This is a genomic window from Methanogenium sp. MK-MG (genome assembly GCF_009914725.1).
Taxonomy (GTDB): Archaea; Halobacteriota; Methanomicrobia; order Methanomicrobiales; family Methanomicrobiaceae; genus Methanogenium.
Genome location: NZ_JAAAWJ010000009.1, coordinates 1 through 18263, shown reverse-complemented (window position 1 = coordinate 18263; position 18263 = coordinate 1). Strand labels below are relative to the sequence as shown.

The following is an 18263-nucleotide window of genomic DNA, read 5'->3' as shown; positions in this document are numbered from 1 at the left end:
ATTCCAAAGTCAATCTCTTTATGCAGAGACTTCGATACACTCTGGCAATGGCAGATGTAGCTGTGATCGCCGGTTCGGCATCAGACGGAGAAATTGTGAGCAAAGCAACGAGTGTACTCGAAGAAGAGGGCATCACCTATGACTTCCAGGTACTCTCCGCACACCGGAACCCGGAGGAACTCTCCGCCTACGTGAAGAATTCAGAGGCGCGGGTCTTCATCACTGTCGCAGGGCTCTCTGCTGCACTTCCAGGGGTTGTTGCATCCCTGACCGAAAAACCGGTGATAGGTGTGCCCGTTGCGGCAGGCAGCCTCGGCGGTCTTGACGCACTCCTTGCAATCGCACAGATGCCCCGCGGTGTCCCGGTGGCCTGTGTCGGTATCGGAAACGGGGCCAATGCCGCCCACCTTGCGGTGCGCATCCTGAGGGTATAATCACCCCCCCTTTCCAAAGGCCCTGTATCCGGAGATTTCGGGGTGCACCATAAAATTCATTTATGTTTCGTAAGCACCCCACACATATAAGATGCGACCGCAACCCTGGAGCCTGACAGCAGGAATTCTTGTGATGCTTCTCCTCATCCTGCCTGCAGCTGCAGCTGAGTCCGGCGGGCATGAGCAGATCATCTATATCAGTTCATACGGATCGAGTTACATATGGAATCAGGAGATTGAGGCAGGCATTGAGGCGGCCATCGCTGATTCCGAATACACTCATGTTGAACTCTCCATTGAATATCTGGATACAAAGGTCATCAATGACGCAACCCATTTTGAAAACCTCTACCAGACCTTTGCCCACAAATACAAAACTGCCAGTCCGGACGTGATCATCACCTCTGACGACTCCGCCCTCATCTTCATGGACGAATATGGTGACCAGCTCTTCCCGGACGTCCCGGTCGTCTTCACAGGAGTGAACAATATGTCCAACCTGCCAAAAGCAGGTGAGAATACGGCATTCTATACCGGGACACTGGTGGCAGTGCCCTTACAGGAGACTGTTGATATGATCAGGGGAATCAACCCTGAGACCAATGTCATCTATGTGATCCTGGACAATACCTACACCGGCCGTGCCATCCGGACACAGATCGATGAACAGACCACCGGGTATACTGACACCATCACCTTCCTCTACCCGGAGACAGGTGCTGACATCAGTGCTATCCGTGCAGACCTGGCAGACCTGCCGGAGACGGCAGCCATCGTTATAATCACGTATTACCTCACTGATCAGGACCTCACTCCCTATCATATCGATGAGATCTCTGCTGAACTATCTGCGGCCAGTCCTGTTCCGGTCTATTCTACGTCAAGTATGTTCAATGACAGAGGAGTAGTCGGCGGCGTGCAGGTCTCACCCTATGACCTGGGGTATGATGCCGGGACACAGGCCATATGGGTGCTTGAAGAGGCACCAATCCGGGAAACGGGCCCGGTCATCTACACGGCGGAGGGTGCATCCATCTTTGACTATACCGAGATGCAACGATTCGGGATCCAGGAATCAGCCCTGCCTGAGGGCTCAACCATCATCAACCGGCCGCCCGACTTCATCACCGTTGACCGCGGGGTTGCGGTTGGCGTCACAGCTGTTGCACTCATCCTTGGCATCCTTGTTCTTCTCCTCATCGTCCAGAATGTGGCACTCACAAAGACACGGGCACTACTTACGAAAAATGAGCACCTTTACCGCTCAGTGGTGGAGAGCCAGACCGAGATGATCACCCGGTTCCGGATCGATGGCACCATCATCTACATCAATCCTGCCTATGGCAGGTACTTCGGACTCGACGCGGATGCAGTCAAAGGAATGAAGTTCCGTATCAGGGTGCATGAGAGTGACCGCGAACGGGTCAAAGCACACTTTGCCGCCCTTTGTGCAGGCGCTGCACACCAGATAATTGAACAGCGCATCATCCTGAACGACGGCAGTATCCGCTGGCATCGCTGGGATGATCATGCCATCTCTGGCAAAGACGGGAAGGTGACCGAATACCAGTCTGTCGGAATGGATATCACGGAACGAAAAGAGGCGGAACAAAAAATTCAGGACTCACTGCAGGAGAAGACCGTGCTCCTGCAGGAGGTTCACCACCGGGTAAAAAACAACCTCGCAGTCGTCTCCTCCATGCTTGAGATGCAGGCGATGAAAGAAGAGGAAACAGATCCCTATGTGGCGGCCCGGATACGTGAAGCCGAAGGCCGCATACGCTCAATGGCTGCGGTTCACGAAGAACTCTACCGGTCAGACTCCTTCGGAGCAATTGACGCAGAGTCCCACTTCGAACGCCTGGCACATGACATCATCAGCACCTTCCCGGATGCGGCAAAGGTCAGCCTGAGGGTGAAAGCAGAGAACTGCACAATCACACTGGATAAGGCGATTCCTGTGAGCCTCATCATCAATGAACTCCTCACAAACGCGATGAAGTATGCCTTTGCCGGTCAAACAGAAGGTATAATCGCAATACAAATGCAATGTGATTGTGCAAAAACAGTGCTCATAGTCAGCGATAATGGAGTCGGTTTTCCGGATGGGTTTGAACCGGAAGAGACCGCATCTCTCGGGATACGGATGGTAAAAACGTTCGTTGATTACCAGCTTGACGGCAGCTACGAGATAACAACAGGTCCCGACGGGACCTCATGGACAATATGGTTTCCACCTGACACCAGATGATTTCAGAAACAGCCAGAGGAGAACAGATAGATAATGGATGAGGATGAGAAACAGCGCTCTGTTGGCATTGTTGAAGACGAGGGAATGATTGCAATGCTCCTGCGTGAACTGCTGACACGTGAGGGTTTTAACGTGGTCTGCACAGTAAAGACCGGCCGGGAAGCGGTGGACTGTGTCCGGGATAATAACCCTGATATCATGCTGATGGATATCAACCTGAATGACGATATGAACGGTATTGAGGCAGCAACCCGGATCAGGGAATTCTCTGACATACCCATCATCTTCCTCACCGCCTACACCGACGCCCGGACAAAGGAGCGGGCAGAGGGCGTCAGGCCATACGCCTTCCTCACGAAACCAATCAACAAACAGATGCTCATCACTACCCTGACTCAGGGCATCACCGGGTAAGCGGGCAGTACGTTCAACATATTACCCCCTACCCACCCTCTTTGCCTCCCTGCGTTGGGGAATCGGGGAATGAAGTGGCCGTATCTTTCGATCGTTTTTACTGTCGGAAAAATACGGATATAATGCCATTTATTTGCTAAAAATACGGATTATTGCAGACTAATAAGCACCCGCTATTGGCGAATATTTTAGGAGGACGTATGGCATGTCTCGACTGAGAACTGCCCCCTCCGGGCGTCTGTGTGGATGCATATTTTCGGGGCAAAGATCTGTTGGATCTGCTGACCGACGTTTGACTTCCGATATCAGAAATGGGCCAACGTATCATCTATCTATGTTCGCTATTATCACAGAGGAGTTCTACAGATCAGACTATTGAGAATCCCAAATAATTCCCATATACATTAGCTCCAAAATAGAAGTGATAAATAATTGAACCTGCCTCTGTCGAAGGCCAATTGAAATTATCTACTTATTGCTTTTATACACATTCAGGCCAATCTTGACATCTTCCGCATCAGGGAGAGAGATGTTACCCTCGGTTGATGCAATCGTGATGGACTTTCCTGATTTTGAGGGGCCGAAATCTTTGGAGATATCTATTTTCATCGTAAGGATAGTGCCATCAAGAGTCATTTCAATATTTTTCATACTGTGGGTTTAGACCCTTCAGTACATGACTGTTTCTGTTGGAAGGAGACAAAGTGGGCTTTAAATTTAGAAAAGAGGGGCCCTAAATTATCACGTCCCGAAAATCCCGAAAGAGGGTCAGCGACCGTTTATTGTTGAACCTGTCGGTGCCATTTTGAAACATATCGAGGCAGGAGAGAACACGAACGCCAGAAAACCATATACCGGCCGCCACAAAAAAAAGAGAAGATTACCACACCGTCTTCAGCCCGGTGCCGGTCTCCTTCAGGGGCAGAGTCCGGGAGAAGGTATGGAGTGCCGTAAACCCGGTGCAGTGGCAGGCATGCAGTGATTCGAGGTCCAGCTCCTCAAGGAAACGGGCCGTCCGGTCAACCCGATCCTGGTCGGCGTACATCAGGTGGAGACCACCTATAACAGACCGTATGCGGTCATCTCCGCAGACAGACCGGGCATGGTCGATGATATTTGCGATGCCGGAGTGCGAACAGCCGCTGATGATCACAAGACCCGAGTCACTTTTGTAGGCAAGCGCAGTGTCATCGGTCAGGTGATCCGGTGCAGTGGTGCCGTCCCCGAGTGTCACCTCTGCATTCGGGGTGAAGGACTCCCAGGCATGCACCCTGGGGACTTCACCCAAAAAGACCAGCCGGTCAGTGAGCCAGACCGGCTCTTTTGAGAGCTGCACCGTGCCAAACCGGCTCAGGACATCCGCACTGTAGAGTGTGCCTATCTCAGATGAACCGGGACGCCTGCGGGGCAGATAGACTCCCGGATGGGAGAGAAATACGGGGGGTGTGTGGCCGGCACCCTCGGTCGTCTCATTCCCGAGTTCGGGCAGCAGTGCCTGCATGCCCCAGGTATGGTCCAGGTGCCCATGGGAAAAGACCACATGAGTGGCGTCCGCCGGTTCGATATCCATCCGCCGTGCATTATCCAGAAACACACCGGAAAATCCGGTATCAAAGAGCACCCGCACATCCCCGTCCCGGATAAATGCGGAGAACCCGGATTCCGATAGGAGATAACGGTCGGTAAGAGCGGTATTGTCAGCCAGTATCGTACATTCCATCGCCATTGTCCTGATATTGGCCGGTCAGCATCTTAAAAGAAAGGTTAGGGCTAAAAAACAGTCTGCCAAATCCGGGAAAAACTGATACCGGAATATAACGTATTCAGATATTCTGAACCGTGGATACTTCAGAAAGTATCCTCCTGCAATACCTTTGCAAAAGATGTTGCCCGTTCATGCATCCACAACAATTGCAGAGAAAGGGAAGGGCACGATTCACGGTATCATAAAGACCGATGAGACCGACATCGCGGCAAAGCAGACGAGAATGAAGATGAGGACATACAGGACAATGTGATAGACATGCATCTCACGAAACGGCATGGTGCCGGCGTTCTGCCGCAGAGCGGTCCGGTAGGTATCATAGACCCCGGCACAGAGGATGACAAGACCCGGAACAAGGAAGAAATATAACCCGAATATCGTTGCCACCAGCACAATGAGGCCTTTCCTGTACTGGCCGTTATAGACCTGTCCGAAACCGGGGAAGAAGAAAGAGAGCACAACGGCGGCATGCACATTCTTCTGCGGAGGGAGAGGTGCGGACTCCTTCCATTCCCTGCAGGTCGGACATCGCCCGGTCATCCCTTCGGGAAGTGCATTCCCGCATTCCGGGCATACCGGCATCTTCTCTGGCATCCCTTCTGTCTCCCCCATCTGATATCCTTTTATCATCTTCCCGGAAGGTATACCTTTCTCTAAAAAAACCGGATCCATTACATTCAGGCAAAACGATACCCTGAATGAGGGATCAGCATCTCAAACCGGGCCCCACGACCGGGTTCTCCACATTCACGGATTGAAATGCCGGTGATCTCCAGGATCTCGCGGGAGAGAAACAGACCAAAGCCGGTGTTTTTTCCAAAGCCACGGGTGAAGATCCGTTCCTTGATCCCCGCAGGGACTCCTCCGCCATCGTCTTCAGCAAAGAGTACCCCTCCTGTTTCGGTATCTGCAAACCCGATGGTAATGCTGGTCGTGCCGGCCCCATGACGGATTGCATTATCGATGAGATTAAAGAGGACATTCCCAAACATCGGGTCTGCATAGACGTCCAGCCCCTCACATTCACAGGCAACGACAACGTCATTTTCCCCGAACTCTTTTGCTGCCTTTCCGGCAAGGAGACAGACTGCCTGCCACTCCGGGTCTGCCTCTCCAAGACCCTCATACTCCTGAGTGAAGAGGATCTGGCGTTCGATGGTGCCTGCAGATGAAATAATCCGCCCGATTGTCTCCGCAAGGTCGCCGTCACCGTCCAGATAACCATCCATCTCCAGCAGTTCACCTGCAAGCATAATGACGCTCACCTGATTGAGAATATCATGCCGGGTGACCGATGCGAGCAGGTTGAGTTTTTTGTTTGCCCGGTGAATAGCCGCCTGGTAGTTGGTGAGATCCGTGATATCGATATTGACACCGGCGATGGCCACGGCCGTCCCGTCAGGAGCAGTCTCAATGACCCGGCCCATCGCCCGCACCCATCGCCATCCACCTCCGGGAACGATAACACGGAACCGGTCTTCCCCGAAGTGCTCTGCCCCCGAAACGAGGGACTCCACCATCTCCCGGAAGAGAGGCAGATCATCGGGGTGCACCCTCGTCTGCAGGTATCCGAACATCTCCCCGGTTCCGGCAAACCGGCTGTCGGGCGCAAAGACCACCCCGCCATCTGCCCCAATCACGGGCCCGTCCGGGCCTGCACGGTAATACCAGGTCTCAATATCAGCACCTTCAACCGCGACATGCAGGCGGTCCCGGTGTTCCCGGAGTGCCAGTTCCAGTTCACGTTCCCGGGTGACCTCAATTGCCGACTCAATCACCCCAAGGACATTCCCGCCCCCCCAGCTGACCGGATGACACTGCACCTGCCAGATGCGGCGGTCTTTGTCGATTATTTCTGATGTTCGCACCATTTTTCCGGGAACCGTATCAGAGAGCGTGAGAGGACAGCCATGACAGGGACTGGTGCTGTCATGCAGGAGTTCATAGCAGTGCACCGGGTCGGGTCCGCATGCGGCATCAGTATCCTCCGGCTGTCTGTTGACCCAGAGGACGTGCATATCAGAGTCAAGAAACATCAGTGTCCCGTACATTCCCGATAGGTCCTGCAGAATGGTGTTCATATCACTTGCAAAGCCAAGCACATCGCGTGCGGTCACAATACCCACTGTCCGGCCATCCTCTTCCACCACAATGCGGCGGATATTGTGCCGGATCATCAGGTCAGCGGCCTCACCGACCGTCCCTCCGGTGCCAAGGCCGACGACCGGTGACGACATAATTGCCGAGACCGGGATCTCCTTTGGATCACCTCCCGCTGCCACCACCTTACGGGTGAGATCCTGTTCGGTGACGACGCCCATGAGCATCCCGCCGTCCATGACAAGACAACTCCCGGTCCGGAGTTCTGCCATCCGGGCCGCAGCCGCGGAGACAGACGCATCCGGCGGGACAGAGACAAGATCACGGGTCATGAGCGTCGTTATCCGTACGCAAGAGGCAATGGTGATTGGGCGATGATTATCTTCGGGTGGCATAGCAGACTCCGCTCGTATGTATTCAACCATTAGCTACCGCTCTCATATATACCGTTACGTAATGAAAATCCGTACGTCTGTACAAAAGATGAGTATCCATCTCAGACATGATAATAAACCAATTCCCGGCCAGTTTCGCAGACCGGCAGGAATTGCGAAAAAATGGTCCGGGTGATTCAGCTCTTTTTATCACCCGGTGTTCTTTTTATTACCCAGGATGTCACTGACCAGCTTCACGGCGCAGAGATCCCCGCACATCGAACAGGTATCAGTCTCCCCGTCCCGTTCATGTATACGTCTGGCATGCTCCGGGAACATGGCAAGAGAGAACTGCCGGTCCCAGTCAAGGGCACGGCGGGCATCGGCCATCTGCCGCTCACCTTCATTGTACCATTTGTCAGGCCGACGGGTGGTGTCACCGATATGTGCGGCAAGTTTTGCCACCCGTGTCCCTTCCTCGATGTCTGCTAAGTCCGGCAGGGCGAGGTGTTCGGCGGGAGAGACCATACAGAGGAAGTCTGCACCGGCCATCGCGGCAATCGACCCGCCGATGGCGGCAGAGACATGGTCATAGCCCGGGGCAATGTCGGTGACAAGCGGCCCCAGCAGGTAGAGCGGCGCCTGATCGGTGAGTTCCTTGATCATCTTCACATTGTAGGTGATCTGGTCAACCGGCATATGGCCCGGCCCCTCGATCATCCGCTGGACACCCTGTTCCTGTGCCCGTGCGGCAAGGGTGCCGAGGCTGAGATACTCCACCGTCTTTGCCTGACGGCCGGCATCGACGACCGCACCGGGCCGCATACCATCTCCAAGAGAGAGACATACATCCTCCTCTCTGAGTATCTCCATCAGGTAGTCATACTCTGCATAGAGCGGGTTCTCCTCACCGGTCGCATCCATCATCGCCAGATGAAAGGCACCGCCACGTGAGACCACACCCATCACCCGTGGATCGCGCCGCAGGGAGGCAAATGCCTCACGGTTGACCCCGCAGTGCAGGGTGAGGAAGTCCACACCGTCACGGCAGTGGTCACGGATGGTATTGAAGAGTATGTCTGCGGTGATATCAGAGGCACTGCCGGCACGCCGCACCGCATCATATATGGGCACCGTGCCGACGGTGGTATCCAGTCCCAGGATACTCCTGCGTATCGCGTGGAGGTCTCCTCCGGTGGAGAGATCCATGAGGGCGTCTGCACCGTTTGCAAGCGCCGCCTTCCCCTTCTTCAGTTCAAGGTCCGGGTCACACCGGGCACCTGAGGTCCCGATGTTCACATTTACTTTTGTCCGGCAACCGGACCCGATGGCACAGAGGCGGTGTTCACGTCGTGGGTTTGCCAGAACGACGATGCGTCCCCGCACGACATCACGTGCCATCTTTCGCCCATCGAGCCCTTCTCTTCGGGCCAGTGCGTCAATCTCATCCGGCACACCGGAGAGGCACTCCCTGATAAGGGTCTGCATAACAAACATTTGGTGGTGCATCCTTATTATCCTACATGCAGGTGAGATGGATTCCGAGAGACGGATACTGGGCAAACGCCTATATCTGCGGAGACGTGCTGATAGACGCGGGGGTCACCCCGATGCAGGTGGAGGCCTTTGCCTCAGATATAACAACGATTGTGCTGACCCACTGCCATTATGATCATATTGCCCATGCCCACCATATCGCGCATATGTGTGATGCAGAGGTCTTTATCCACGAGGCGGATGCACCGGCCCTGATGCAGGAACGTGCAGAGGTGACACTCTCGGCGATGTTTGGGGAACGCACGCCGACAGTGCCGCTGGCAGGCACCCTGAAGGACGGGGATACGATCAATGGCCTGAAGGTGCTGCACACACCCGGCCACACACCGGGGTCAATATGCCTCTGGGACCAGGAGGACGAGAACCTCATATCCGGTGATACGGTCTTTGCCGACGGCGGTGTGGGACGGACCGATTTTCCCGGAGGGTCACAGGAGGCACTGGTGCAGTCCCTTGACCGGCTGGCGGGGTATGACGTGCAGGCACTCTGGCCGGGCCACGGTATGCCTGTCACAGAGAACGGGTTCCGGCATATCGAGGCGGCACGCCGGATGTGCGGCTATTACTAACAGAGACCGGCGGCGATGGCAGAGAAAGGCATATACTGCCTCATCCTGAAGACCGAAGGCGCAGTGCTCTGTGTGGGTGCACTGGGTGAGTTGCAGTTTCCCGCCGGATACTACATATACGTAGGTTCTGCCCTCGGACCGGGGGGGCTTGCACGGGTAACACGTCATATCCGTGTCTACCAGGGAACAGGAGATTACCGGCCGCGGTGGCACATCGACCGCCTGCTCACAGACAGCCGGTTTGTAGTCACGGCAGCCGTCTGTGGCGAGACCATCGACCGGCTGGAATGCACGCTTGCCCGCCGTTTCAGGGAGAACGGAGTCCGGGGGTTCGGGTGCAGCGACTGCCGGTGCAGCGACTGCCGGTGCAGCAGCCACCTGTTCTACCGTGACAATGACCCGCAGCAGGAATGCTGCGATGCCCTCACCACCTGCGGGTGCAGGCCGGCGGTGGTTCCCGTCGCCCTGAATTCAGACGCTGGTTTGGTAAAGCCATAACACTCAAATATGATGAATCCAACCTACCAGTATGAATGTCCTGGGAATCTCAGGGAGCATGCAGGCGAACGGGAATACCGCTTATCTCGTGAAGAAGATCCTTAAAGCGGTAACAGAAGCAAACGCAGAGGCAACCTGTGAGTTTGTATCACTCGGGGGTCACTACATTACCCCGTGCACCGGGTGCTTCCAGTGCAGAGAAAAGAAGGCATGTGTCATCACTAATGATGACTGGGGGCGTATCGCAGAGAAGATGGTGGCGTGTGATGTCCTCGTAATCGGCACACCGGTCTATTACTACGATATCTGCGGACAGCTGAAGAACTTCATCGACCGGACATACTCGCTCTGGCATGACCGCAGACTTTCCGGCAAATACGTGGTCATGGTGGCCGTGAACGCTGACACCGGGGCGGACCGTGCCCTTGAGACGCTCGAAGGCTTCGCAAATGCCCATGAATTTATCTTTGCAGGTTCGGTGACCGGCAAGGCATTTATGCCGGGCGAGATCAGAGACGACGCCGCAGCACTTGAGACCGCCGTTAAAGTCGGACAGAAAATAGCCACCCTGGGGTGAAGGGATACAGGGGGCATATGGCGATCTTTTTTTGCGCCTGTAGATCGTGAGAGGTAAAACCTTCAGGCGCGAAGATACTGTCATGTACCAGCGGGGGGCCTGAGCATGACTGCAGACAGACTGACTGAAATACCTATTTTACCGGGAGAACAACAGGAGGAATGCCTCCGGTTCTTTGCCGGATGTGCAGCAGCAGACCCGTTCTCCGCAATCTTATGCCTGCCGACGATACGCCTCGCATCCAGCCTGCGCAGCCTGATGAACAGCCGCGGCATTCCCCACATCCCTGCCCTGGCAGGTACTGTCACCGACGTGGCAAAGGCCATCCTCGCCCGGACTGCTCCTGACCTGCGCATCATTCCTGCAGAGGAGGCACGGGTCATGATGCACCAGGCCATACGGGCCCACCCGAACCGGGGCATACTCACCCCCGGCGGAAAGGAGGGGGGGCAGCGTCTGGTCCAGGACCTCTCCCGCCTCTTTGGAGTAATCGCCGAACGCGGGATTGATTATCCCGCCTGTCTCGGCAGCGTTGCAGGAGAAAAGAGCCGGGTCATCGGCGACATATTTGCAGACTACCGGGCACGTCTGGACGCGGAGGGTGCGGTGGACGGTTCCTCGGTATACAGCGCCGCGGCAGATGCCCTGACCCGCTCCCCGGTCCGGTTCTCCGGCTGTATATACGGCATCCATGCAGCGCTGCCGGAGGCCGAACGCTTCCTCAGGCTGCTCACCGGAACCGGCGGAGAATGGATGGTCTTCACACCCGCCGGAGCAAACCCGGCCATCTTCGGGCCGGAGGCGCTCCAGTCAGCAGAGACGGGAGACGGACCGGAGTGGCTCTTTTCTGAAATAACTGCACTCATCCCGCCGGTGCCGCTCTCCTGCGGCACGTTTCCGGACCGGCGTACAGAGTTTAGGGCGGTGGGCCAGCAGATCTGTGACCTCATCCATACCGGCACCCCTCCGGGAGATATCGCGGTCGCCCTGCCTGACATCCGGGCAGAAGAGGGACGGCTTTCAGCCATATTTGCTGACTTCGGCATTCCTGCGGCCTTGTCCGCCACCCTGCCCCTTGCACAGGAACCGCTCGTCCAGGCCCTCCTTTTGCCGCTACGCGTGGTCACAGACGGATATGAACGCCGGACCATCGTGCAGCTCTTCTTCCAGCCGTTCTTCCGGTTCAGTGACGCAGACGGAGAGACGGTCTCCGGCAGTGACATAAACCGCTGTGCCTGCCAGGCCGGCATCCGGGGAGGAGCAGTTCACTGGCAGGAAGGATTCGATCACCTGACCGAACGCCTGAGAGAAGCGGCAGAAAACCCCGAAAGTCCCCTTCACCGAAAGAAGACCGCCGCAGATGACCTTACGGCAACAGAACGTGTGGCAGATGCAGTCTCTGCCCTCATCCATGACCTGCGAACACTGGAGAAACCCAAAACAATGGCAGGCCATGTCCGGGCACTCAGGGATATCTACACCCGATGGGATGCCCCGCACCTCCCGCCGGCACCTGATACAGCCGTTGAAGAACGCGAGCATACTGCCCTGCGTGAATTCCACCGCCTGCTGGACCGGATGGCCGGCACCCCCGGACGGGAAGGACCAACGGTGAGCATCCGCGAGGCTGCAGCCGTGCTCATGGCGGCAGCCGCAGAGGCACGTCCCGAGCATGAACCGGACCCGGCAGCCGTCCAGGTCTGCGGTATCCGTGAACTCCAGGGGCTGCATCTGCCGGTGGTCTTCATCGTTGATCTCACCGACGGACGGCTGCCGGATATCCCAACCCTCCTGCCCTATACCACTGAACAGGAGGAACGGGCGATGGGCACGATGCGCCGCCGGGATAAACTGCGGGAAGAACGCTACTACTTCCTCGCCGCTCTTTCGAGTGCCGGGGAGAGACTCTGGCTCAGCCACGCGGAGACGGACGGCGGGGTGCTCATTCCCTCACCATTCTATGCCGCTGCAAAGGATGCCTTTGTGCATGAAGCATGGAGATGCACCAGCATGCCCGCATCAGGGGAGAGCCGGATGGAACGGGCCGGCCATGCCGTGAGAGACGGCTTCAGGCCGCCTGCGGTGTGGCTGCCGGAGAGCATCACCGCCGATGCTGTGGCCGCCCGCATCACCACCGAGGAGTGCCACCGCCACGGCCCCTGCGACTCAGCCTTTGACGGCATGCTTGACACAGACACGGATATTCCCGGCATGCTTGCCGAACGCTACCCCAAAGATACCGTCTGGTCGGCAACCACGCTGGAGGACTACGTCACCTGCCCGTTCCGGTTTTATATGCGACATGTGCTGGGCACAGAACCTCTCCCGGAGGAGGAGAGGGATCTCCCCGCCACCGCACACGGGACCATCGTCCACGAGGTCTGCCAGCTCTTCTACCACGACTGGATGACCAGCCATACCATCGGGCCGGGTAAAAATGAACAGAAAGAGGCCACAGCCCGTATCCTCGCAGAGGCAGAGACCGTGCTGGAACGTTACGCCCGGCACGGTGCCGCATGGGAGGCCGGTGCGGAGGCCTTACTCGGCACAGACGGACTGGGACCGGGACTCTTTGAGGAGTTCATACTGCGGGAGACGGATACCCGTTCGTCCCCATTTGTGCCGGGCCTGTTTGAAGCAGGCTTCGGCACCCCAGACCGTCCGGGCAGTATCCACGATGCGCCGGTGGCCCTGCCGGTGCCAGGACAGGAAGCACCCCTTCTCCTCCGGGGCTTCATCGACCGGGTGGACCGCATGCCGGACGGGACATTTCTGATCACGGACTATAAGACCGGGTCGCACCCAAAACAACCCAACATCCTCGCAGGAGAGGCCCTCCAGCTGGCACTCTATGTGCGGGCCCTTGAGGAGATCACCGGCGCTGCCGGGGCGGGTGCGTCCTACTATGCGATGAAACGGCGGAAGGTGACAAACACGGTGGTGATGCATGACGCCCGCTACGCAGACGCCCTTTCCCCGTACAAGGTGCAAAAGATGAAAAAAGATGCCCCCCCCTTCCCGGAAATAATCAGCAACGCGGTGAGTGCGGCAGCCCGTGCCACAGCAGGCGTTCGTGCCGGCCGGTTCCCGCTTGCAGACGACGCAGATAAATGCCCCGGCTACTGTGAATATACCCGAATTTGCCGGAACGGCATACTCAGAACCCTTGAGATACGCCGCACCGGGGAGAAGATATAATGTCGCCGCAGCGCACCCCGGTCCAGGAGACCGCCATCACCTGTCCGGGCAGCCTCTGTGTCACCGCCGGGGCCGGGACCGGGAAGACCTATGTCCTTGTCAGCCGCTACCTTGACCTCCTCGAACGGGAAGGAGACGAACAGGCAGGCGTGCAGGAGATTTTAGCCCTCACCTTCACCGAGAAGGCGGCAGCGGAGATGAAGGACCGCGTCCGTCGGGCCCTTGCGGCAGCGGAGGGGGAAGAGGCCGCCCGTTTCCGCGACGACCTGATGTGGGCCGGCATCTCCACCATCCATTCCTTCTGTACAAGGATTCTGCGGGAGTATGCACTCGAAGCCGGTCTGGAACCCGGATTTGCCGTCATCGAGAGCTATGAACTCGCGGAGATGACCGAAGAGACACTCTACCGCCTGCTCTACACGCCACTGCCGGAACCCGTCAGAACAGCAGTCCTCAGTTGTCTGCGTACCTTCGGAGTCTGGGAGCTGCAGAAGACACTCATTGCCCTCTATGACCAGCGATGGAATGCAGACCGGTTCTTCACCTGGGTCACAGCGGCACCGGATGCGGTGATTGCCGTCTGGATGGAGGCGGCAGAGGCGGAACAGGCGGATATCTGTGCACAGTTCTTTGCCTCACCGGCAGGAGAGGCCGCAGCCGTGCTCCGGGATCTGGCCATGGCCTTCGCAGGGGATGACGATGCCGGGACACGCTACCTCGCCGCGGCTGCCCCCGGCCTGAAGGCCCTTGACCCGGACTGCCCGGGAGAGACCTGCCGGGCCCTTGCCGATATCCTCTCCTGCAAGGGGAGCAAGAATATGGGGAGTGCGAAGATCTTCGGGCAGGACGGGAAGAGACAGCTGATCACCGCATACACTGCCCTGAAAGAGTGGGAAGACGACAACTCCCGGGGCCTGCTGACACTCACCATCTCCCCCGACGACCCGAAGACAACAGAGACCATCCACATCATGCAGGCACTCGGAACCACCTTCTCCTGGTTCTCTGAGACCATCGGGCAAATGAAAGCACAGCGGGGGGCAATTGACTTTGGAGATATGCTCATCCACACCCAGACCCTGCTTGCAGAAAACCCAGCGGCACGAAACGGTATCGCGGCAAAGTACCGGGCCATCATGGTGGACGAGTTCCAGGACACCGACCCCCTGCAGGCCGCCATCATATCCGATATCCTCACGGCCGCAGGAAAGAAACGATCCCTCTTTGTGGTCGGTGACCCGAAGCAGTCCATCTACCTCTTCAGAAACGCCGATGTGACGCAGTTCAAGGCGACCCGTGACCGTATCCTTGCAGAACGTGGCGGACGTGAGGTGGCGCTGGACACCAGTTTCCGCAGTGCACCGGAAATAATAGGTCTGGTAAACACCCTCTTCTCTGCCATACTCGGCGCCGACCGGCTGCCCTGGGAGTTCGGATACGATGCCCTCGGTGTGACGGAGAGCCGGGAGACACATACCGGGTCAGCCGAGATTCTCATCACACCTCCCGGTAAAAACAATGCAGAACGCGACCCGGCTGAAGCGGATGCAGTCGCCACATGGCTCGCGAGTCTGGTCCGGGAGCAGCAAAAGACGGTCTATGAAAGGGGCGCAGACAGGGAATGGAACGAGAGACCGGCCTCATTCGGGGACTGTGCGGTTCTCATTGAGACACGGAGCCGCCTCCACCTCATCGAAGACGCCTTCTGCCGGGCCGGGGTGCCCTACCGGATCTACGGGGGCACTGCCTTCTACGAACGTCAGGAGGTGCGTGACTGTGCGGCGGTGATCGCCTTCCTTGCCGATAACTCCGATGACATCGCCCTCTACGGGGCCCTCCGGTCACCCTTCTTCGGCCTCTCTGACGCGGATATATTCCGTGCCGCAGACGGCCGGGGGCAGGGACTCTTTTCACGCCTCAGAGAAGACGTCACCGGGCCTGTTGCGGATGCCTGCCAAACGCTCGCACGCTGGCAGACGTATGCACGCCGGGAACCGCCATCGGTGCTCGTCAGCCGCATTCTCCGGGAGTCGGGCATGTACGCCGTCTGCGCCGGGCAGAAGAACGGCGACCAGAAGACCGCCAACCTCAGGAAGATCACCGGGATCGCCCGGTCCCGTGAAACTGTCGGATGCTACGGGTTTGATGACTTTGCAGCGGACATCAGGCAGGCGGTACGGGACGCACCGAAAGAGGAGGATGCACCCCTGCCGACAGCAGGGGAGGACGCGGTGCTGGTTATGACCGTCCATGCCTCAAAGGGGCTGGAATTTCCGGTTGTCGCCCTGCCCTTTACGAACGCAGACAGTGGCGGCCGCAGGAACGGGACAGTATTTGAAGAGGAACTGGGTCTTGCCGTAAAGATTCCGGGGTCTGACGGGCCAATTGATGCACCCATCTCTCTTTTGATCCAGCACCGGCGCAGACAGAAGGAAGCGGCAGAGGCACGCCGCCTCTTCTATGTGGCAGTCACCCGGGCCCGCGACCATATTCTGTTCACCGGAACCCTGCCGAATATGGAGCTGGTCGCCCTCGGCCCGGACGCCGGGAAGACACGGATGCACCGGACCTTTGCTGCCCTCGGCATCACCCCGGACGCCGTTGAGGCGGGGGGGGTCAGCTGCACCACCCCCAACGGCCGGGAGTGGCGGATTACGATTACCACGGCAGAGCACAGCAATGGGGCAGTGAACTGCTCTCCTCCGCCGGTAGCGGTGGCAATAACCGCACCCCTGCCCGCGGAGAGGGCGGACGCGGCATGGACGACCCCACCACCGCCTGCCGCCGGACGGTCACGCCCGCCACTGTCGGTGACTGCCATACACCGGTATGCTTCCGGCGGCATGGGTGCGGGCGAGCCTGATCCAGTGCAGCTTCTCCAGTCCGGGGGTGAAGAGAAACATTCGGCACGGAAAGGAAACCTCATGCACGCCGTCTTTGCCGGTATGGCGCCTGCCCATGCCGGTGACCTCCACGGGTTTTCCACGGATGACACATACCTGAGCGTGTGTGCAGCGGCATACCAGCAGTTCTGCTGCCACCCGTTCATCCGTGAGAGCACCTGTCACCAGTGTGAGGTGAAATTTGTCCACCGCTTCGGAGACGTGCAGGTGCGGGGTGCCATCGACCGGATCGTGCGCAGGGCAGACGGGCAATATGTGGTTATTGACTACAAGACCGAAGCCGATCCGGAAGACAGGCCCTGCCGGGAGGAGCATCTCATCCAGCTCGCCGTCTATGCCGACGCGGTCTGTGCCCTGACAGGATCGCTGCCCGATACCTGCCTTTACTATACCCGGACCGGCAGACTGGTGCACATTGCACCAGATATTCCTGCGGCCCGGCTGGCAGCAGCTGAGGCGGAAAAGAACCGGTGAGAGAGAGAGGGACACACAGAGGGTAAACTCTGCCCGCCGGGTGCGGCACCGGAACTGCCTGAAAACAGATGGCAGAAAATACATTTTTTTACAATTAAATGGCAATGATCAGCACATTACATCCGGCAGATCTCATCAAGAGGCAGCATATAATATTTGACACAACATATGCCACATGCAACTCCAGTATATATCTACCGGATCAATCTGATATTTAAATTTATGTCCTGCCCACAAAAAGTATTTATTCCATACACACCCACAGGAGCCGTGAAGCCCTATGCCGACAAGTCCAGATCTATTTGCTGACCGGATACACCAGTCAGTCAGTCACTATACCGAGAATGAATGTGACGCCCTCCAGTGCCGACTCTCAAAGGAGTGGGACACCGTCTCATCTGACCGGAAGTTCGTGCAAAAACTCAAATCAGTCTTTCCGGAATAACCACACGGGATGCAATCTTTCTTCTCTTCTTCTCCCCCCCATCTGTGGATATGTCTCCAGGCCGGAGGCATTCATTCAGGAAAATTATATGAATAATGATCGGGTTTCGTAAAAGAGATCATTGCGAGGGTCTTTGAAGAAACGGTCTGCATTACGTATGGAGCTAAAAAATCAATACCCCTTTCCCCTTCTGAAAACTTCGATGACCTGTACAGATTCATTATCAATGGTATAGATTACTCTGAAATTACCGACCCTCAACCGATATTTTCGGGGGTTTGTGGCTGTTAAGGGTTTTATGTCGGCTGTCAGTCGTGGGTCAAAGGGATCCGTTTCCAGTTCATACAGTGCCTTTTTTATCCGTTTCTGCTCGTCTTTTTCGAGACCAGAGTAGTGCTTTTTAACTCGCGGGGTGAAGGGGCGGAGCGGGAAGTCCCCGGTCTTCAGGCCGGGGATGAAAGCAGAACCCCTTCCTCGCTGCGATAATTATATTGTGTGTCGTCACGCAAATTGCGTCAGGAATACCCTGCAACCAAAGAGCTGTTATGTGGTGATGCGTTCTGGTCGCCTTCATATTTCCTTGCAACATCCAGGCAAGTTAGTCTTGGCGTTCTGAAAAGTTACGTTGATTCCCAAACGGAGAAATAAATGATCGTTTCCTACAGGTATCGAGCATATCCTGGTCCAGCCGCAGAGACGCGACT

15 protein-coding genes and 1 pseudogene are annotated in these 18263 nt (G+C 56.9%); 10 read left to right on the top strand and 6 right to left on the bottom strand.

The genetic code is table 11. The annotated features are described in order from the left end of the window. Positions 1 to 47: 47 nt before the first annotated feature. The 3 genes from purE to MKMG_RS02515 all read left to right on the top strand — a co-directional run bounded on the left by purE (position 48) and on the right by MKMG_RS02515 (position 3099). Complete coding sequence (purE, locus tag MKMG_RS02525; RefSeq protein WP_165075177.1) at positions 48 to 434, top strand: 5-(carboxyamino)imidazole ribonucleotide mutase; 387 nt, start codon at positions 48 to 50, stop codon at positions 432 to 434. 91 nt (positions 435 to 525) lie between these two features. After that, on the top strand, positions 526 to 2685 hold the full coding sequence (locus tag MKMG_RS02520) for a histidine kinase dimerization/phosphoacceptor domain -containing protein (RefSeq protein ID WP_165075173.1): 2160 nt from the start codon (positions 526 to 528) through the stop codon (positions 2683 to 2685). 33 nt (positions 2686 to 2718) lie between these two features. Then, complete coding sequence (locus tag MKMG_RS02515; RefSeq protein ID WP_165075170.1) at positions 2719 to 3099, top strand: response regulator; 381 nt, start codon at positions 2719 to 2721, stop codon at positions 3097 to 3099. Between the two features lie 468 nt (positions 3100 to 3567). On the opposite strand, the gene MKMG_RS02510 is transcribed toward MKMG_RS02515, so the two are convergent. The 5 genes from MKMG_RS02510 to thiC all read right to left on the bottom strand — a co-directional run bounded on the left by MKMG_RS02510 (position 3568) and on the right by thiC (position 8835). Further along, positions 3568 to 3750: a hypothetical protein gene (locus MKMG_RS02510; RefSeq protein WP_165075167.1), complete on the bottom strand. Its 183-nt coding sequence runs from the start codon at positions 3748 to 3750 to the stop codon at positions 3568 to 3570. Between the two features lie 229 nt (positions 3751 to 3979). Next, on the bottom strand, positions 3980 to 4825 hold the full coding sequence (locus tag MKMG_RS02505) for an MBL fold metallo-hydrolase (protein ID WP_165075164.1): 846 nt from the start codon (positions 4823 to 4825) through the stop codon (positions 3980 to 3982). Between the two features lie 210 nt (positions 4826 to 5035). Continuing rightward, positions 5036 to 5494 (bottom strand): DUF5683 domain-containing protein, encoded by a 459-nt coding sequence (locus MKMG_RS11415; RefSeq protein WP_216842863.1) that lies wholly within the window; start codon positions 5492 to 5494, stop codon positions 5036 to 5038. 47 nt (positions 5495 to 5541) lie between these two features. Continuing rightward, positions 5542 to 7359 (bottom strand): CBS domain-containing protein, encoded by a 1818-nt coding sequence (locus MKMG_RS02495; protein ID WP_165075161.1) that lies wholly within the window; start codon positions 7357 to 7359, stop codon positions 5542 to 5544. Between the two features lie 189 nt (positions 7360 to 7548). After that, positions 7549 to 8835, bottom strand: a complete 1287-nt coding sequence (gene thiC / locus MKMG_RS02490) for a phosphomethylpyrimidine synthase ThiC (RefSeq protein ID WP_165075158.1) — start codon at positions 8833 to 8835, stop codon at positions 7549 to 7551. Positions 8836 to 8861: 26 nt separating this feature from the next. Here thiC and MKMG_RS02485 point away from each other — a divergent pair, with 26 nt between their 5' ends. The 6 genes from MKMG_RS02485 (at position 8862) to MKMG_RS02460 (ending at position 17559) form a co-directional block, all read left to right on the top strand. Beyond that, a complete protein-coding gene (locus tag MKMG_RS02485) occupies positions 8862 to 9464 on the top strand; it encodes an MBL fold metallo-hydrolase (protein WP_165075155.1) in 603 nt (200 codons plus the stop codon). Between the two features lie 15 nt (positions 9465 to 9479). Continuing rightward, entirely contained in the window at positions 9480 to 9962 is a 483-nt protein-coding gene (locus tag MKMG_RS02480) for a DUF123 domain-containing protein (protein WP_165075152.1), read from the top strand. Between the two features lie 31 nt (positions 9963 to 9993). Then, positions 9994 to 10539 (top strand): flavodoxin family protein, encoded by a 546-nt coding sequence (locus MKMG_RS02475; RefSeq protein WP_165075149.1) that lies wholly within the window; start codon positions 9994 to 9996, stop codon positions 10537 to 10539. Positions 10540 to 10644: 105 nt separating this feature from the next. Continuing rightward, positions 10645 to 13737 (top strand): PD-(D/E)XK nuclease family protein, encoded by a 3093-nt coding sequence (locus MKMG_RS02470; protein WP_165075146.1) that lies wholly within the window; start codon positions 10645 to 10647, stop codon positions 13735 to 13737. Continuing rightward, a complete protein-coding gene (locus MKMG_RS02465) occupies positions 13737 to 17114 on the top strand; it encodes an exodeoxyribonuclease V subunit beta (RefSeq protein WP_165075143.1) in 3378 nt (1125 codons plus the stop codon). The genes MKMG_RS02470 and MKMG_RS02465 overlap by 1 nt, the downstream gene beginning before the upstream one ends. A 280-nt stretch (positions 17115 to 17394) precedes the next feature. Beyond that, a complete protein-coding gene (locus MKMG_RS02460) occupies positions 17395 to 17559 on the top strand; it encodes a hypothetical protein (RefSeq protein ID WP_165075140.1) in 165 nt (54 codons plus the stop codon). 171 nt (positions 17560 to 17730) lie between these two features. Here the strand turns inward: MKMG_RS02460 and MKMG_RS11745 are convergent, their stop codons facing one another. Then, positions 17731 to 18006, bottom strand: coding sequence for a type II toxin-antitoxin system RelE/ParE family toxin (locus MKMG_RS11745; protein WP_371415193.1), 276 nt, complete (start codon positions 18004 to 18006; stop codon positions 17731 to 17733). A 48-nt stretch (positions 18007 to 18054) separates the two neighbouring features. Between MKMG_RS11745 and MKMG_RS02450 the strand changes: the two are divergent. Beyond that, positions 18055 to 18207: pseudogene (locus MKMG_RS02450) on the top strand (transposase); the annotation flags it as partial. Positions 18208 to 18263 lie beyond the last annotated feature (56 nt).

Excerpts from the sequence above, each read along its gene's own strand:
- purE (WP_165075177.1), top strand. The coding sequence starts at position 48 with ATGGCAGATGTAGCTGTGATCGCCGGTTCGGCATCAGACGGAGAAATT.
- MKMG_RS02460 (WP_165075140.1), top strand. The coding sequence starts at position 17,395 with ATGCCGACAAGTCCAGATCTATTTGCTGACCGGATACACCAGTCAGTC.
- thiC (WP_165075158.1), bottom strand. The coding sequence starts at position 8,835 with ATGTTTGTTATGCAGACCCTTATCAGGGAGTGCCTCTCCGGTGTGCCG.
- MKMG_RS02475 (WP_165075149.1), top strand. The coding sequence starts at position 9,994 with ATGAATGTCCTGGGAATCTCAGGGAGCATGCAGGCGAACGGGAATACC.
- MKMG_RS02480 (WP_165075152.1), top strand. The coding sequence starts at position 9,480 with ATGGCAGAGAAAGGCATATACTGCCTCATCCTGAAGACCGAAGGCGCA.
- MKMG_RS02520 (WP_165075173.1), top strand. The coding sequence starts at position 526 with ATGCGACCGCAACCCTGGAGCCTGACAGCAGGAATTCTTGTGATGCTT.
- MKMG_RS02515 (WP_165075170.1), top strand. The coding sequence starts at position 2,719 with ATGGATGAGGATGAGAAACAGCGCTCTGTTGGCATTGTTGAAGACGAG.
- MKMG_RS11415 (WP_216842863.1), bottom strand. The coding sequence starts at position 5,494 with ATGATAAAAGGATATCAGATGGGGGAGACAGAAGGGATGCCAGAGAAG.
- MKMG_RS02505 (WP_165075164.1), bottom strand. The coding sequence starts at position 4,825 with ATGGCGATGGAATGTACGATACTGGCTGACAATACCGCTCTTACCGAC.
- MKMG_RS02495 (WP_165075161.1), bottom strand. The coding sequence starts at position 7,359 with ATGCCACCCGAAGATAATCATCGCCCAATCACCATTGCCTCTTGCGTA.
- MKMG_RS02470 (WP_165075146.1), top strand. The coding sequence starts at position 10,645 with ATGACTGCAGACAGACTGACTGAAATACCTATTTTACCGGGAGAACAA.
- MKMG_RS02510 (WP_165075167.1), bottom strand. The coding sequence starts at position 3,750 with ATGAAAAATATTGAAATGACTCTTGATGGCACTATCCTTACGATGAAA.
- MKMG_RS02485 (WP_165075155.1), top strand. The coding sequence starts at position 8,862 with ATGCAGGTGAGATGGATTCCGAGAGACGGATACTGGGCAAACGCCTAT.
- MKMG_RS02465 (WP_165075143.1), top strand. The coding sequence starts at position 13,737 with ATGTCGCCGCAGCGCACCCCGGTCCAGGAGACCGCCATCACCTGTCCG.